Source organism: Methylobacterium sp. EM32, assembly GCF_040593685.1.
In the GTDB taxonomy this organism is placed as follows: Bacteria; Pseudomonadota; Alphaproteobacteria; order Rhizobiales; family Beijerinckiaceae; genus Methylobacterium.
Map to the genome: position 1 here is coordinate 69,246 of NZ_JBEXZS010000176.1, position 15,300 is coordinate 84,545.

Consider the following 15,300-nt stretch of genomic DNA (forward strand, 5'->3'; position numbering starts at 1 on the left):
GATCACGCGGTCCGTTCCGTCGCTCCCCTCCGCACCCGCGCAACGGTCAACCACACGGCCGAGACCAGGAAGTAGAAGGCACCGAACGCCGCATAGGGCGCTATGTCCGTGATCTCGGGCGTCGCGGCACCGTTCGCCTTGACGATGAAGTGGGTACCCGCGAGGGCCGACTGCGCGCCGCTCAGCGCCATTGCCCACTGGGCGCCGGCCTGCCAGCGCCGCACGCCGGTCGCGAGCTGGAGCAGGCCGGAGAGGATCGCCCAGACCCCGAACACCGCCAGCACCGCGTGCAGACCCCATCCGAGCGCGACCGCCACCGCGACGGCGACGACGGTGCTGGCGGCCGCGTTGAGGACCTGGCTGGGATTGGCGATGAAGCCGCCGCTGCGGCGCGCATCGATGACGTTGGCGACGGCGTCCCAGGCGGGATAGGCGACCAGGAGCGCCGCCGCGGCCGGCGGCACGGTCCTGCCGATGGTGAACGCCGCCGCGACCCAGCCGACTGACACCCCGGCACGGAGGAAGTAATAGGAGCTCAGCCAGCGCGAAGCGTCACGGCCGGATTGTTGGATGGTCGTCATCGGCTTTCCCTTCGGGTGCGCGGCGCGGCGGAGGATGCGGAACTCGGGCAAACCCGAGTTCCGTGGGGGATCGGGGCGACGGGCCATCACGCGGCGGACCCGGCGCCTCGCACGCCGGGCTTCGTGAAAGCGGCGTCTTTTCAGAGAGATGCGCGTCGCTTCGGAAGGCAGGTTTACGATTGGACGCCGATGGCACCCATGACCGGATCACTGGAAAACTTGACCGTTTTTCCGGACGGCGGACCGGGCGGCGTCTCCGGCGACCTGCTCTCGCACGTGCTGGCGCAGATCCGGCTCACCGGGGACTATGTCCGGTCGTACGCCGTCGCGCGTTCGACAAGCTTGGACCTGGAGGCCGGGGCCGCCCACGTCCTCGTGGTCGCCGACGGCTCGCTCGACGTCGAGGACGAGGGTGGGGAGCGTGTCGTGATCGCCACGGGCGACCTCGTGCTTCTGCCCCGCGGGCTCGGAGGATCCCGGCTGGTGGCATCCGCCTCGCACGCATCGGTGATCGTCTGCCGGTTCTGGTTCGATCTCCACAGTCTTCGCGGCATGATCTCGGCCCTTCCCGGGCGCATCCATATCCGGAGCGCCGAGGGAGCCGGGTGGCTCGACGGCATCGTGCCCTTCCTGATGGTCGAGGTGACCGACGACGAGCCCGGCGCGGCCCTGATGATCTCACGGATCATCGACGTCATCGTCATCCGCACCCTGCGAACCTGGGTGCAGCGGGGGGGCACCACCGGATGGCTGGGAGGGCTGTCCGACGCTCGCATCGCCCGAGCGCTGAAGGCCATTCACGAGCGACCGCTGCCGCGCTGGGGCGTCGAGGCCCTGGCCGACGTAGCCGGCATGTCCCGGTCGAGCTTCTGCGAGCGGTTCACCAGCCTCGTCGGACGCTCGCCCCTGCGCTACCAGAACGAGTGGCGGCTCACGCTCGCCCGGGACATGCTGGTCGCCCGCGAGGCACGTGTCGGCGAGGTCGCGCTACGCGTCGGCTACGAGTCCGAATCAGCGTTCAGCCGTGCTTACAAGGCGATGTTCGGCCATCCACCGAGGGCCGAGCCTGCACCGACGAGCGAGACATGATTGCAGAAACGAGTCGTCTTCTTGGGATAGCAGCAGCGTGACTGATCACGACATTTTGATACCGTGACCAATGCAGGAAGGTCCGCTTCTTCTTACCAAACGGACGCGTGAGCCAGCAGGCTTGAAGGTCTGCAAGGGGTCAGGAATTAGCATGCAGACTGGTCGGCTACGGGTCAGGTGTCTGCATGCGGGCGGCGCGGCGAGGGTCCCGGCGTCAATGTTTCGAGACGGGAGAGTTACGCCCAGATCCGGCCCAGTCCGCCCACGGTGGCGCTCCGAACGCGGGACAGGAGCTCGTCTAGCGGCCTCGGCATCCCGAGCAGGTGGCCTTGCGCGTACCGGCAGCCGTGGCGGCGCGCTGCTGCCAGTTGCTCGCGTGTCTCGACACCCTCGGCGATGCAATCGAGCCCGAGGTTCTGGCACAGGCCGAGGATCGTCACGACCACGCTGCGGCCGAGATCGGACTGAATGTCCGCCATGAAGCTGCGGTCGATCTTGATCTTGTCGAGCGGCAGGCGGTGGACGTAGCCGAGGCTGGAATACCCGGTCCCGAAATCGTCCGGCGCGATCTGGATGCCGAGCGCCCGCAGGGTGGCGATGGCCTCCCTTGCGCACTCGAAGTCGCGCATCAGCGCCGTCTCGGTCAGTTCGAGCGTGAGCCGCCGCGGATCGAGGCCGCTCTCGCGCACCGCCGCCAGGATTGCGCAGACCGTCTCGGACGATGCCAGATTGTGCGACGACAGGTTGAAGGACAGGCCGACCTCTGGCGGCAGACGGGCGGTATCGGCCAGCGCCTTGCGCAGGAGCAGGATCGTCACGGTATGATGATCCCGCTGCGCTCCGCCGCCGCGATGAAGCGGTCGGGCGGGACGCGGCCGAGCGTCGGGCTGGTCCAGCGCGCCAGCCCCTCGACGAAGGCGATCGTATCCGTGGCTGTGTCGAGGATCGGTTGGTAGTATACCTCCATCTCGGCAGCGAGGTCGGCGCTGAGAAGAGCGGTCTCGACCACCAGCTCGGCGCGGATCGCATCCTCGTTTTCGCGCGAGAACAGGGTCGCGGCGCCGCGCAGGTGCTCCTTGGAGTGGTAGAGAGCGTAGTCCGCGCGGTCGAACAGCACGTCGGCGTTGCGCCCGGCACTCGGATACAGGGCGAGGCCGCAGGAGCATCCCGCGACGACCGGCGTCTCGCCGACCCGGATCGGCGCCCGCAGCGCCTCGCAGATGCGGTGGCAGACGGCGATCACCTCCTCCTCAGGCCGGGACGGGCGGATGAGGAGGCCGAACTCGTCGCCCCCGAGCCGCGTCGCCGTGATGTCCGGGCCGGCGAAGGCGGATAGCCGCCGTGCGATCTCGGTGAGAACGCGGTCGCCGGCGGTATGGCCGTAGGCGTCGTTGATCGGCTTGAAGCGGTCGAGGTCGAGGATCGTGAGGCCGAACGGCGCGTCGGTCCCGGCCGCCTCCTGCAGCAGGCTGTCGAGACGCTGGAACAAGTAGCGCCGGTTGGGAAGCCCGGTCAGGCCGTCGGTATGGGCGACCCGCGCGTTCTCGTCCGCCAGCCATTCGGCGCGCGCCTGCGCCTCGACGAGCCGGATGAATGTCAGGAAGTTGTCGGCGAGGATGCGCACCATGACGGCCGTCACGAAGGTGATGTTCAGCGCGCTGGCGACGAAGACATGGTTGCCGCTGGTCAGGTGGTGGACCAGGAAGACGCCCATGACGATGACGGTCACTAGGAAGGCGGCGACCGGAAGGTGGGTCAGGTAGAAGATGTAGGCCACGACCGTGACGGCGACGAAGATTGCGACGTGCCCCTGCTCGAACGGACCGCCGTAGCGGCCGAGCGCGATCGCCCACGTCACGAAGGCGGAGAGCACGGCCGTCAGGAGGCTGGTGCCCGAAGCTGGCGCGCGGCGTCCGACGCCGCGAGGTCCGGGACCCGCAGGCGCCGCCAGTGGACGGCCCGAAGCGCGCAGAGCGCCACGAGGGCGCCCGGCACGCCCAAGGTCATCCAGGCCGGCGCCACAGCGGAATGCGTGAACGACAGCGCGCCCGTGTTGACGGACAGCAACGTGTATAAAGACAGGATGTATTTCTTGAGTTCGGCAACCTGCCTCGTCTCGACGCTGGACCAGAGCGGGGTGCCGGCCACTCCAGTGAGGAATTCTTTCCAGTGCTTCATCGAGGCAGCGATCCTGCCAACGGCCGGGAAGCTAGCCGGCAGCGCTTGAGAGTTGTTTCAATTATAGGTTTTGCTAGGGCGATAATCCACGCCAGGGGTGCAAGTCGGGACTGCCCGGACGTCGTTGCGGGCGGGCGCGTTCGTCTCGGCACTCGCGCCGAACTCAAACCAACGGTCGTTGGAGACGACTTCGGTGCCGTTCTCGAATTTTCGCCTGGCCCAAGGTATCGGACTTCTGGGCCCAAGCATCGAAGATTCGAGATGCGTCGGTCTCCTTGGCCGGTGGGATCAGAAGCCGCTCTCGCGGATGAGCACGGCGGTCGCCGCGCGCCACCAGTGGCGGGCGAGGCTGCGCGGCTCCGTCGCGATGGCGACCTCGCCCCGGATCGTGCGGCGCCAGCGGTCAGGGGGCGTCTCCGTCCGGAGACGGACGCGGTAGAGCGCCGTCAGGGGCTCGTAGTGCCCGTCCTTCTGGCGCGCGGGCAGCGGCCCGCCGAGGGGCTCGGCGAGGACGGCATCCGGCAGCGTGCGCCGGTCGCTCCGCTCGACCTGCTCCACGACGGCGTCGAGCGCCGGAACATCCGCCTGGGCGGCATGGAACCGCGCTGCCGCCCCCTCGCGCAACGCCGCGACGTCGCTCTCCGCCACGTAGGCCTGAAGGATCCACGCCTCCGGGGCGACGATCAGGCCGATGCCGTCGCTGTCCGAGAGCCAGCGGCCGGGCGTCAGGTGGTCGGCGAGCTGCCGGATCTCGCCCGCCATCCCGGCGCGGATCACGAGCCGCGCCTTGAGGTCCTGCTGCAGGGCGAGCTCGCGGCGGCTCGCCGCCAGGGTCTCGGTCAGGGCGCCGAGGCGGTCGGCGCTCGCCTGCTCCGTCGCGCTCAGCGCGATCTCGCGCTGCGTCTCGGCGATCCGGGCCTGCGCGACGGCGATCTGGTCGTCGACCTCCGGCGCCTCGAGGGTGACCAGCGGATCGCCCTCGGCGACCCGGGCGCCCTCGGCGACGTGCAGAACCGCGATCCGGCCCGGGGCGGCCGGGAACACGCGCAGGAAGGCTTCGGCACGCAGGACCGCCGGCGCCTCGATCCGCCCGTGCCACGGCAGGGCGATCCCGGCGAGCCCGGCTCCCAGAGCCGCGAGGGCAAGGAGGCCCGGCCGGGTGAGGCGGGCACCGCGGCGCAGGCGCCACCAGGTCCGGAGTTCCCGCACGACGGGACGCACCACGAACCAGCCGATCTCGACGAGGAACAGGCCGATGCCGACGAGCTTGATGAAGAAGTGATAGACGACCAAGGCGATGGTCGTGAACAGGACCAGCCGGTAGAGCCAGACCGCCCAGGCATAGGCGGTCATCCAGGCCCGGACCCGGCCCGGCAGCGGCTCGGCGGCGGGATCCTCCGTTCCGAACAGCGCTCGCCGCAATCCCTGCGCGGCCACCGCGAAGGCCCGCGGCTGGAGGTTCGGCATGCCGACGGCGTCGGCCAGCAGATAATATCCGTCGAAGCGCATGAAGGGGTTCAGGTTCACCGCAAGCGTCGAGGCCCAGCTCACCGTGGCGATCATCAGGGCGGCGTCACGCCAAGGACCGTCGGGCACGAGGCTCCACAGCAGCAGAGCCGCCACCGCGAGGACGAGCTCCGCGGCGATGCCGGCCGCGTCGATGGCGAGGAGCTGGCGCCGGTCGGTCAGGCGCCAGGCGTCCGTCGTCTCGGTGTAGAGGCGCGGCCAGAACACCACGAAGGCGACGCCCGCATTCGGCACGCGGATCCCGAGATGCTTGGCGACCACCGCGTGGCCGAGCTCGTGCACGCATTTCGCCAGGACGAGTGCCGCCATCAGCCAGGACAGGCTCTCGGGCGAGGCCATCGCGGCGACGCGGCCGGCGAGCACGTCCCATTGCCGCCCGGCGAGGTAGAGGCCGAGGCAGAGGCCGAGCAGGACGATTCCCGCGAAGGTCCGGGTGAACAGGGGCCGCGCCAGCGGGGCGAGCCGGGTCAGGGCTGCGTCGGGCCGCAGGAGCGGCAGCTTGAAGAACAGATAGTGATGCAGCAGCCAGGACCACGGCCCCGCGCGCCGCCGCGCGCGCTCGGCCGCGTAGAGCCGCCAGGCGCCGGGCGCGACGGCCGAGACCAGGTGGTTCCCTTGTAGCGCGCGTGCCAGCGCCTCGACGTCGCCGGCCTCGACGTCGAGGTGCGTCTCCGCCCGCACCCGGCCGGCCAGCTCTTCGGCAGTGACGGCGTCCCAGCGGGCCAGGATCTCGAACTCGACCCAGCCGAGCCGGAAGTAGGTGTTGCGCACGGGATCGTGCAGCGTCCAGGTCGGCGCGCCGCTGCGCGCGCGGGGGCCCTCGACGACGTCGAGCTCCTGGCGCAGGCCGGGCAGGCGCGCCGGCGGGGCGCCCCCCGGCAGGCCCGCCCCGAGGTGAATCGGAAGGGCGGTCACAGGCCGAGAATCCGGCGCATCGCGGCGAGCGGCCGCCGGAACACGAAGTAGAACAGCGAGACCCGCTCCCCGTAGAGCTTGGCCGTGCCCTTGAGTCCGAGGCGCGGGGGATCCTGCGCGTCCGCGAGGTCGGCGCGCACCCGATAGGACAGCACGTTGAGCGGCGACATCTCGGCGTCGTAGCCCGCCTGGACGAGGCGGGCCTCGACCGGCCGCAGCGGATCGACGTTCATGAACAGGCGGACCGGCGCCCCGGGCTCCAAGTCGACGGCATCGTCGACCGGGATCCAGATCTGCAGGCGCGCCCGGGCCGGCGAGGCGAGCGTCATCACCTTCTCGCCGACCTTGACCGGGCGGCCGCGCCACTCCTCCGGGTCGCCCATGATGGCGATGCCGTCGCGGGGCGCCCTGACCTCGGCGCGCGCCAGAAGCTCGCGGTAATAGTCGGTCTCGGCCTGCCGCAGGTCGACGCGCCGCTCCAGCACCGCCGCCTCGGTGCGGCTCTTGTCGGCCCCGAAGGCCTTCTGCCGGGCGCCGAGGAGCTCGGCCCGGGCGACCTCAAGCTGGCGCAGCGCGACCTCGTACTTGCCGCGCAGCTCGGTATCGTCGAGGCGAAACAGCAGGTCGCCGGCGCGGATCTCGGCGCTCGGCGCCACCAGGATGCCGGCGACCACGCCGGTCGCCGGCGCGGCGACGACCGCCGCGTCGAGCGGCACGATCTCGGCCGGCGCCAGCACCGACTGGCGCACCGGCAGGAGCGAGAGGAGGCCGAGGGCGACCGTCGCCGCGAAGCCGCCGCGCAGGCTCGCGAGGTCGCGCCAGGACCGGCCCGCCCCGCGGAACATGGAGGCCGCGTGGGCGAGCGCCCCGGCGAGATGCTCGGCCGCCGCGCGCTCGGTTTCCCCAAAGGGCGCCTGCCGGAACAGGATCAGGCCGCCGAGGAGGCGGCCGTCCCGCCGCAGCGGCAGGATCAGCGCCCGGTGCGGCAGACCCGGCGGCCAGTCCTCCTGCGGCACGCCCCACGCCCCGTCGGGGGCAGGCCCCTGCCCCGCCGGGACGGCGACGACCGACGCCGCCTCGGTCGGTGAAGGCACCCTCGCCGGCAGCCGGCCGGCGAGCCGCGCCAGCGCCCGCGCGAAGGGCGAAGCCTCGTCCACCTCGGCGACTGCCGAGACCGCCGCGAGGACCGGACGGCGGCCGGCGTAGAACAGGGCGGCGGTGTCGTAGGCCACCACGCGCTGCGTCTCGTTGACGGCCGCGAAGGCGAGGTCCTGCGCGTTCCGCGCCGCCCGGAACGTCGCCTCGAGCTGGAGGGCGGCGGCGAGCCGCTGGGCGCGCCGGTCGTTCGTGAAGCTGTGGGGCGGCGGGTGGCTGGTCATTGCGAGGCCGGCATGGTCGGGAAGGCGGCGGTACCGCTCATCCCCGGCAGCAGGTCGCGCGCGTCCTCGATCCGCCCGAGGATCTCGATCGACTGGCTCGCCGGATCGACGCGGCCGGAGAGGGCCGCGACCGAGGCCCGGTAGCTGCGCCCGGTCTCGTCGACCCGGACCGTGAACGCGTCGCCGACCTTGAGCCACCGCAGCCAGGGCGACGGGACGATGGCGGTGAGGCGCAACGGCCCGTCGCTGACGATCGACAGGATTGGCCGGTCGGCGGCCACCGCCTCGTGGGCGTTGGCGTGCCGCTTGGCGACCCGCCCGGCGAAGGGCGCGCGCAGGACGCAGTGGCTCGCGGCGGTGCGGGCCTCGGCGAGTTCCCCCTCGGCCTTCTGGGCCTCCGCCCCGGCGAGCTCGACGTCGAGGCCGCCGATCGCCCCGAGCTTGACGAGGCGCTGCTTCGAGCCGAGGCGGGCGAGCGCGCCCTTGTGGACCCCGGTCGCCGCGCCGACGCGGGCCTCGCGCAGGGCGCAGTCGAACCGGGCCAGGACCTGGCCGGCCTCGAAGCGGTCGCCGAGATCGACCGCGATCCGCTCGAGCAGCAGCGGCCCGTCCGAGGTGAGCGTGGCCTCACGGTCCGCCGCCAGCAGGGCCCGCACCTCCTGGGCATAGGCCGCCTGGACAGGGGCGCCGATGGCGCCGAGGAGCGCGAGCAGGATCCACGGGGTGCGGGACAGGATGCAGCGGCTCATTCGACCCTCGCGGCGTTCGCGCTGGCCTCGCGGCGCACCTCGTCCCCCGCCGGGGGGACGGACGCGGTGTTCGCCTCCGGCGCGGTCTCGGCCCCCGGGTCCGACGCGGGACCCGCGCCATTCGACGGGATCGCCCCGGTGGTGGCGACGCGGCGCGCCTCGCGCGCCTCCGTGATGTGCCGAGCGAGCGCGGCCGGAAGGCCACGATCGACGAACTCGCGCAGCGAGGCGGTCAGGGCCGGCAGGTCGCCGTCCTGGGCGCCCGGGAACACGTCGACCCCGAGGGAGGTCAGGACCGTGGCGTAGGCCTCCTGCAGCTCGGCGAAGGTGTAGTAGTAGTCGAGGGCCGCGAGGGCATGGCCGGCCCGCGCCTCGATCAGCGAGGCGTCGCCGGCGGTCGTCGCCTCCTTGTTGGCCCGCACGTTCGTCAGGGCGTGGGTCTCGTTCTGGAGGATGCGCCGAGCGAGCTCGAAGTCACGCAGCTTGGTGCCGTAGGCGCGCATCGCGAGGTGGACCTGCGTGACGACGGACAGCGTCATCGCCCGGCGCTGCGCCTCGATCAGCACCTGCTTGGTCTCGTTCTGCCGCAGACGGGCCGGCAGGCTGATGAACTGGGTCAGCTGCAGCGACAGCCGCGCCCCGAGGTCGAACCAGTTGTTGTTGTAGAGGTAGCGGTTCGAATCGTAGGCGCGGCCCGAATCGATGCGCAGGCCCGGCAGGGTCGCCAGGATCTCGATCTGTCGCTCGAGCCGGGCGATGCGCAACTTGTAATCGTGCTCGTAGAGCTCGGGCCGGGTCATCAGCGCGACGGTGCGCAGGGCCACGAGGTCGCCCGGGAGCGGCGGCGGCCGCAGGCTCTCGCGGCCGCTCAGGTGCAGGGGCTGGGCCGGATCGACACTGATGAGCGCCGCGAGTTCCGCGCGCGAGAGCGCCATCAGCTCCTGGCGCCGCTCGATCTCGCGCAGGGTGCGCAGCATCCGGCGCTCGAAGTCGAGGGCGGCTTCCGGCGTGAGGTCGCCCCGGGCCTGGGCCTGGCGGGCGTTGCGGATCGCCGCGTTGGCCGCGTCGGCGATCGCCGGCAGCTGGGCGCCGATCCGCTCGGCCGCATAGGCACGCCAGTAGGCCCGGCGGGTATCGGCGAGGATGCGGGAGGTGGTCTTGCGCTCGACCTCGCGGGCGAGCCAGACGGCGTTGCCGTCCTGCTGCATCTTCACGTAGCTGACGCCGAAATCCAGCGTGCTCCACAAGACGCGCCCGTCGGCGACGGCGCGGTTGCGCTCGAGCGAGGTCGAGGGCTCGAGGGACTGGCGGCCGGTGAGCAGCGACTGGCTCGACGACCCGGCCTGGTTGCTGCGGCCGAGATAGCCGCCCCCGATGCTGGCATCGGGCAGGAGCTTGTACTTCGCGAGGTCGAACTCGCCCGAGGCGTAGAACTGCTCGACGAGGCGGATGCGCCGGTCGAGGTTGTATTTCAGCGCCCGCGCCATCGCGCCGTAGAGGTCGATCCGCCCCTCGATCGGGGCCTGGCTGGCGGTGATCGCGTCGAGGTCCCGGATCGCGACGTCGAGACGCTCGCCCTCGGTCACCGGCTCCGGCATCACGCAGGCGCCGAGGGCGGTGAGGACGAGGGCCGTCGCGGCCGCGCGGGCCGGCCTGTTCGGCCAGGCGCGTCCGCGACGGAGCGGGTTCCAGCGGAGAGAGCGGCGGATCATGCGGGAGGAGCCTCGGGGGTCGGATACGGAGAGGTTGCGGGGGTCAGCGGCGTCCCGCCGCCTCGGAGGGAGGCGGCGGTTCGGCGAAGGCGGCGTGGAGGCGCGCCTGGCCGTGCTCGAACCGGTTCGCGAAGCCGCGCAGCTTGTGGGCGAGGCCCGGCCCCGGCGCCTCGGCCGGGCTCGGCCCGGCCGGCACCGGGTCGTCGCGGAACATCCAGTCGGAGGGCGGCGCCTCGCCCTTGCGGATCAGGATCGGCTCGGCATCGGGCGGCGGCCCGGGGAGCACCGGGCGGACGGGCGCCGGAGCGACCGGCTCGGGCGGGCGCTGCAGGTCGCGGACCGACGGCAGCTCAGGGACCGACGGCAAATCGAGGACCGGGAGCGGCCCGGCCTCCAGGCGCCAAGCCCGGAGCGGGTCCACCACCTCCGGGGTGATCCGCAATGTCGTGCAGAAGGGCCGGCCCTCGTGCAGGACGTCGCGCACCCCGGGATCTGCGTGGCGCGGCAGGGCGTCCGCCATGCGCAAGCCGGTGCCGTCATGGACCCGGGCGTGCTCGACGACGTAGGGCAGGATCCGCAAGCTCCCGACCTCGGGGCACGGCCCGGCCGCGAGCAGGGGCACGTCCTCGACGATCCAGCCCGCACCGAAGAGCAACCGCTCGCGGCTCGCCTCGCCGCGGTCGCGGGTGATGTTGTCGCCGGCCTGGACGCTGGCCTGGACTGGGGCGACGGTGCCGCGCACCGCCGCGGTCGCGCTGCCGCCCTGCCCGTCCGACACGGTGTAGGTGAAGGCCGTCGCGCCGGCGAAGCCCGGGTCCGGTACGAAGAGCAGCGTACCGTCGGCCAGCAGCGTCACCTGTCCGCCGACGACCGCGACGCTGCCCCCGGGCGCGACGAAGCGGCCGTCGATCGCGGTGAGGCTGAGCGGATCGCCGTCGGGATCGCGGTCGTTGGCCAGCACCGGGATCACCGAGGGCGCGCCGGTACTCGCGAAGGCGTCGTCGGCCGCGACCGGGGCATCCGCGACGGGGGCGATCGTGCCGAGGACCGTGCCGGTCGCGGTGCCGCCGCGTCCGTCGCTCACCGTGTAGGTGAAGCGGACCGCGCCGTTGACGTCCGGCGCCGGGACGAAGACCAGCGTGCCATCGGCGGCGAGGCGCACGAGGCCGCCGGCGACGGCGACCGCCTCCCCGGGCACGATCGGCCGCCCGTTGATCGCCGTGAGGCTGAGCGCGTCGCCCTCGACGTCGCGGTCGTTGGCGAGGATCGCGATCGTCACCGCACCGTCCTCGGCCACGACGAAGGTGTCGGTTCCCGCCACCGGGGGGTCGTCGACCGGCGCGACGGTGCCGGTGACGGCGGTCGTGGCGCTGCCGCCCTGCCCGTCGGAGACGGTGTAGGCGAACGAGACCGGGCCGTTGAAGTCGGCGGCCGGCGCGAAGGTGAGCGTGCCGTCGGGATTCAGCGTCACCGTGCCGCCCGCCACCGCGACCGAACCGCCCGCCGTGATCACCCGACCGTCGACGGCGGTGACCGTCAGGGAATCGCTGTCGGGATCGGCGTCGTTGGCGAGCACCGGCACGCGGACCGGCGTATCCTCGGCCGTGACGAAGCGGTCGGCGGCGGGGATCGGCGCGTCGTCGACGGGCGAGACGGTCCCGCCGACGATCGCGGTGGCGCTGCCGCCTTGCCCGTCCGATGCCGTGTAGGTGAAGGAGACCGATCCAGTGAAGTCGGGGGTCGGCACGAAGGTGAGCGTGCCGTCCGGGTTGAGGGTCACGGCGCCGCCCGCCACCGCGACCGTGCCGCCTGGCAGGATGCCGACGCCGTCGATCGCCGTGACTGCCAGCGGATCACCGTCGGCATCGCGGTCGTTGGCGAGCACCGCGACGACCGTCGGCCGGTCCTCGGAGGTCGCGAGCGCGTCGGCGGCGACGACCGGCGCATCGTTGACCGGCGCGACGCCGCCGCTGACGGTCGCGGTGGCGCTGCCCCCCCGGCCATCCGACACGGTGTAGGTGAAGGAGACCGCGCCGTTGGCGTCCGCGGCCGGCACGAAGGTCAGCGTGCCGTCAGGGTTCAGCGTCACCGCACCGCCCGCGACCGCGACCGTGCCGCCTGGCGCGACGGCCTGGCCGTCGATCGCCGTGATCGTCAGCGGATCGCCGTCTGCGTCGCGGTCGTTGGCGAGCACCGCCAGGGTAGCGGGCGTGTCCTCCGCCGTCGTGAACGCATCGGCGCCGGCGAGGGGCGCGTCGTTGACCGGCGTGACGAGCCCGTTCACCGTCGCGGTCGCGCTGCCGCCCTGCCCGTCGGAGACGGTGTAGGCGAACGAGACCGGGCCGTTGAAATCGGGCTGCGGTATGAAGGTGAGGCTGCCGTCAGGATTCAGCATCACGCGACCACCCGCGACCGCGACCGTGAGGCCTGGCGCGATGCCGACACCGTCGATCGCCGTGACCACCAGCGGATCGCCCTCCGCGTCGCGGTCGTTGGCGAGCACCGCCAGGATGGCAGGCGTGTCCTCGATCGCCGCGAGCGTGTCGGTGCCCGGCACCGGCGCGTCGTTGACCGGCGCGACCGTGCCGCTGACAGTCGCCGTGGCGGTGCCGCCCCGCCCGTCGGAGACGGTGTAGGCGAACGAGACCGGGCCGTTGACATCGGTGGCCGGCGCGAAGACGAGCGTGCCGTCGACGTTCAGCGTCACCGTGCCGCCCGCCACCGCGACGGTGCTGCCTGACGTGATCGCCCGGCCGTCGATGGCGGTGACCGTCAGGGGATCGCCGTCGGCGTCGGCATCATTGGCAAGCACCGGCACGAGGACGGAGGTGTCCTCGGCGGTCGTGAAGGCGTCGGCCGCGGGGACCGGCGCGTCGTCGACCGGCGTGATGGTGCCGGTGACGGTCGCCGTGGCGGTCCCGCCCTGCCCGTCCGAGACGGTGTAGGCGAAGGCGACCGTGCCGTTGGCGTTCGGGGTCGGCACGAAGGTGAGCGTGCCGTCCTGGTTCAGGGTCACTGCGCCGTTCGTCACCGCGACCGTGAGACCTGGCGCGACGGCCTGCCCGTCGATCGCCGTGATCGTCAGCGGATCGCGGTCCACGTCGCGGTCGTTCCCCAGCACCGTGACGATGGCGGGCGTGTCCTCCACCGTCGTGAAGGCATCGGCCGTTGCGACGGGTGCGTCGTTGACCGGCGTGACGATCCCGCTCACCGTCGCGGTCGCGCTGCCGCCCTGCCCGTCGGAGACGGTGTAGGCGAACGAGACCGGGCCATTGAAGTCGGCGGTTGGCGCGAAGACGAGCGTGCCGTCGGCGTCGAGCGTGATCGTCCCGCCCGCCACAGCTACGGACCCGCCCGCGGTGACCGCCTGACCGTCGATGGCGACGACCGTCAGCGGATCGCCGTCGGCATCGGCGTCGTTCGCCAGCACCGGTATGACGACGGGGGTGTCCTCGGCCGTCGTGAAGCCGTCGGCGGTCGGGACCGGCGCGTCGTTCACCGGCGTAACGATGCCGGTCACGGTCGCGGTGGCGCTGCCGCCCTGGCCGTCCGACACCGTGTAGGTGAAGGAGACCGCGCCGTTGACGTTCGGGGCCGGCGCGAAGGTCAGCGTGCCGTCGGGGTTGAGGGTCACCGCGCCGTTCGCGACCGCGACCGTGAGACCCGGCGCAATGCCGACGCCGTCGACCGACGTGATCGCCAGCGGGTCGCCGTCCGCGTCGCGGTCGTTGGCCAGCACGGCAATCCGCGCCAAAATTTCCTCGCGCGTCGTGAACCGGTCGGCCCCGAGGGCGGGCGCGTCGTTCGCCGGCGTGATGGTGCCGGCCACCGTCGCCGTGGCTGAGCCGCCCCGCCCGTCGGACACGGTGGCGCTGAAGCCGACCGGTCCGGTGACGTCCGTCGCCGGGACGAAGGTGAGGGTGCCGTCCGGATTGAGCGTCACGGTGCCGCCCGGGACAACGACCGAGCCGCCCGCCGCGATCGCCCGACCGTCGATCGCCGTGACCGTCAGCGGATCGCCGTCGACGTCGCTGTCGTTGGCGCGCAGGTCGAAGGTGACAGCGCCGTCCTCGGCCACGGTGAACGCGTCGTCGCCGAGAACCGGTGCGTCGTTGACCGGCGTGACGATGCCGGTCACGGTCGCGGTGGCGCTGCCGCCCTGGCCATCCGACACCGTGTAGGTGAAGGAGACCGCGCCGTTGACGTTCGGGGCCGGCGCGAAGGTCAGCGTGCCGTCCGCGTTCAGGGTCACGGCGCCGTTCGCCACCGCGACCGTGCCGCCAGGTGCGATGGTAACCCCGTCGATCGCTGTGACCGCCAGCGGATCGCCGTCGGCATCGCGGTCGCTGGCGAGAACCGCGACGGTCGCCGACGTATCCTCCGCCGTCGTGAAGGCATCGGCCGTCGCGATGGGCGCGTCGTTCACCGGCGTGACCGTACCGGTGACGGCCGCCGTGGCGGTCCCGCCCTGCCCGTCCGACACGGTGTAGGTGAACGAGACCGGACCGTTGAAATCGGCAGCAGGGGCGAAGAGGAGCGTGCCGTCGGTGTTGAGCGTCACGGTACCGCCCGCCACCGCGACCGAGCCGGCCGCGATGATCGCTTGACCGTCGATGGCGATGACGGTCAGCGGGTCGCCATCGGCATCGGCGTCGTTGGCGAGCACCGGCACGAGGACGGGCGTATCCTCCGCGGTCGTGAAGCCGTCGGCCGTCGGTGCCGGCGCGTCGTTCACGGGGGCGACGGTGCCGGCGACCGCCGCGGTCGCGGTGCCTCCTTGGCCGTCGGACACCGTGTAGGTGAAGGAGACCGCGCTATTGGCGTCCGCGGCCGGCACGAAGGTCAGCGTGCCGTCAGGGTTCAGCGTCACCGCGCCGCTCGCCACCGCAACCGTGCCGCCTGGCGCGACGGCCTGGCCGTCGATCGCCGTGATCGTCAGCGGATCGCCGTCCGCGTCGCGGTCGTTGGAGAGCACCCCCAGGGTAGCAGGCGTGTCCTCCGCCGTCGTGAACGCATCGGCGCCGGCGAGGGGTGCGTCGTTGACCGGCGTGACGAGCCCGCTCACCGTCGCGGTCGCGCTGCCGCCCTGCCCGTCGGAGACGGTGTAGGCGAACGAGACCGGGCCGTTGAAATCGGCGACCGGCGCGAAGGTCAGCGTGCCGTCGGCATT

The 15,300-nt window shown here is 72.3% G+C and carries 7 protein-coding genes and 1 pseudogene; 1 reads left to right on the forward strand and 7 read right to left on the reverse strand.

From position 1 onward, the window contains the following. Nucleotides 1–2 precede the first annotated feature (2 nt). Entirely contained in the window at nt 3–581 is a 579-nt protein-coding gene (locus ABZT49_RS23345) for a DUF308 domain-containing protein (protein ID WP_355289426.1), read from the reverse strand. A 198-nt stretch (nt 582–779) separates the two neighbouring features. On the opposite strand from ABZT49_RS23345, the gene ABZT49_RS23350 reads away from it, so the two are divergent. Next, nucleotides 780–1,670 carry an AraC family transcriptional regulator gene (locus ABZT49_RS23350; RefSeq protein ID WP_355289440.1) on the forward strand — a complete coding sequence of 297 codons (891 nt, stop codon included), beginning with the start codon at nt 780–782 and terminating at the stop codon, nt 1,668–1,670. Between the two features lie 236 nt (nt 1,671–1,906). On the opposite strand, the pseudogene ABZT49_RS23355 reads toward ABZT49_RS23350, so the two are convergent. From ABZT49_RS23355 to ABZT49_RS23380, 6 genes and pseudogenes are all read right to left on the reverse strand, one after another. Next, nucleotides 1,907–3,848, reverse strand: a pseudogene (locus ABZT49_RS23355) (putative bifunctional diguanylate cyclase/phosphodiesterase). Nucleotides 3,849–4,136: 288 nt separating this feature from the next. Further along, nucleotides 4,137–6,290, reverse strand: a complete 2,154-nt coding sequence (locus ABZT49_RS23360) for a biotin/lipoyl-binding protein (protein ID WP_355289428.1) — start codon at nt 6,288–6,290, stop codon at nt 4,137–4,139. Next, nucleotides 6,287–7,669, reverse strand: a complete 1,383-nt coding sequence (locus tag ABZT49_RS23365; protein ID WP_355289430.1) for an HlyD family efflux transporter periplasmic adaptor subunit — start codon at nt 7,667–7,669, stop codon at nt 6,287–6,289. The genes ABZT49_RS23360 and ABZT49_RS23365 overlap by 4 nt, the downstream gene beginning before the upstream one ends. Next, on the reverse strand, nt 7,666–8,418 hold the full coding sequence (locus ABZT49_RS23370) for an HlyD family efflux transporter periplasmic adaptor subunit (RefSeq protein WP_355289432.1): 753 nt from the start codon (nt 8,416–8,418) through the stop codon (nt 7,666–7,668). Before ABZT49_RS23370 ends, ABZT49_RS23365 begins: the two co-directional genes overlap by 4 nt. Beyond that, nucleotides 8,415–10,130, reverse strand: a complete 1,716-nt coding sequence (locus ABZT49_RS23375; protein WP_355289434.1) for a TolC family protein — start codon at nt 10,128–10,130, stop codon at nt 8,415–8,417. The genes ABZT49_RS23370 and ABZT49_RS23375 overlap by 4 nt, the downstream gene beginning before the upstream one ends. 43 nt (nt 10,131–10,173) lie before the next feature. Continuing rightward, nucleotides 10,174–15,300 (reverse strand): Ig-like domain-containing protein (locus ABZT49_RS23380; protein ID WP_355289436.1); only part of this gene is annotated, 5,127 nt, incomplete at its 5' end.

Coding starts and splice junctions, on each gene's coding strand:
- ABZT49_RS23345 (WP_355289426.1), bottom strand. CDS start 581: ATGACGACCATCCAACAATCCGGCCGTGACGCTTCGCGCTGGCTGAGC.
- ABZT49_RS23375 (WP_355289434.1), bottom strand. CDS start 10,130: ATGATCCGCCGCTCTCTCCGCTGGAACCCGCTCCGTCGCGGACGCGCC.
- ABZT49_RS23370 (WP_355289432.1), bottom strand. CDS start 8,418: ATGAGCCGCTGCATCCTGTCCCGCACCCCGTGGATCCTGCTCGCGCTC.
- ABZT49_RS23365 (WP_355289430.1), bottom strand. CDS start 7,669: ATGACCAGCCACCCGCCGCCCCACAGCTTCACGAACGACCGGCGCGCC.
- ABZT49_RS23350 (WP_355289440.1), top strand. CDS start 780: ATGACCGGATCACTGGAAAACTTGACCGTTTTTCCGGACGGCGGACCG.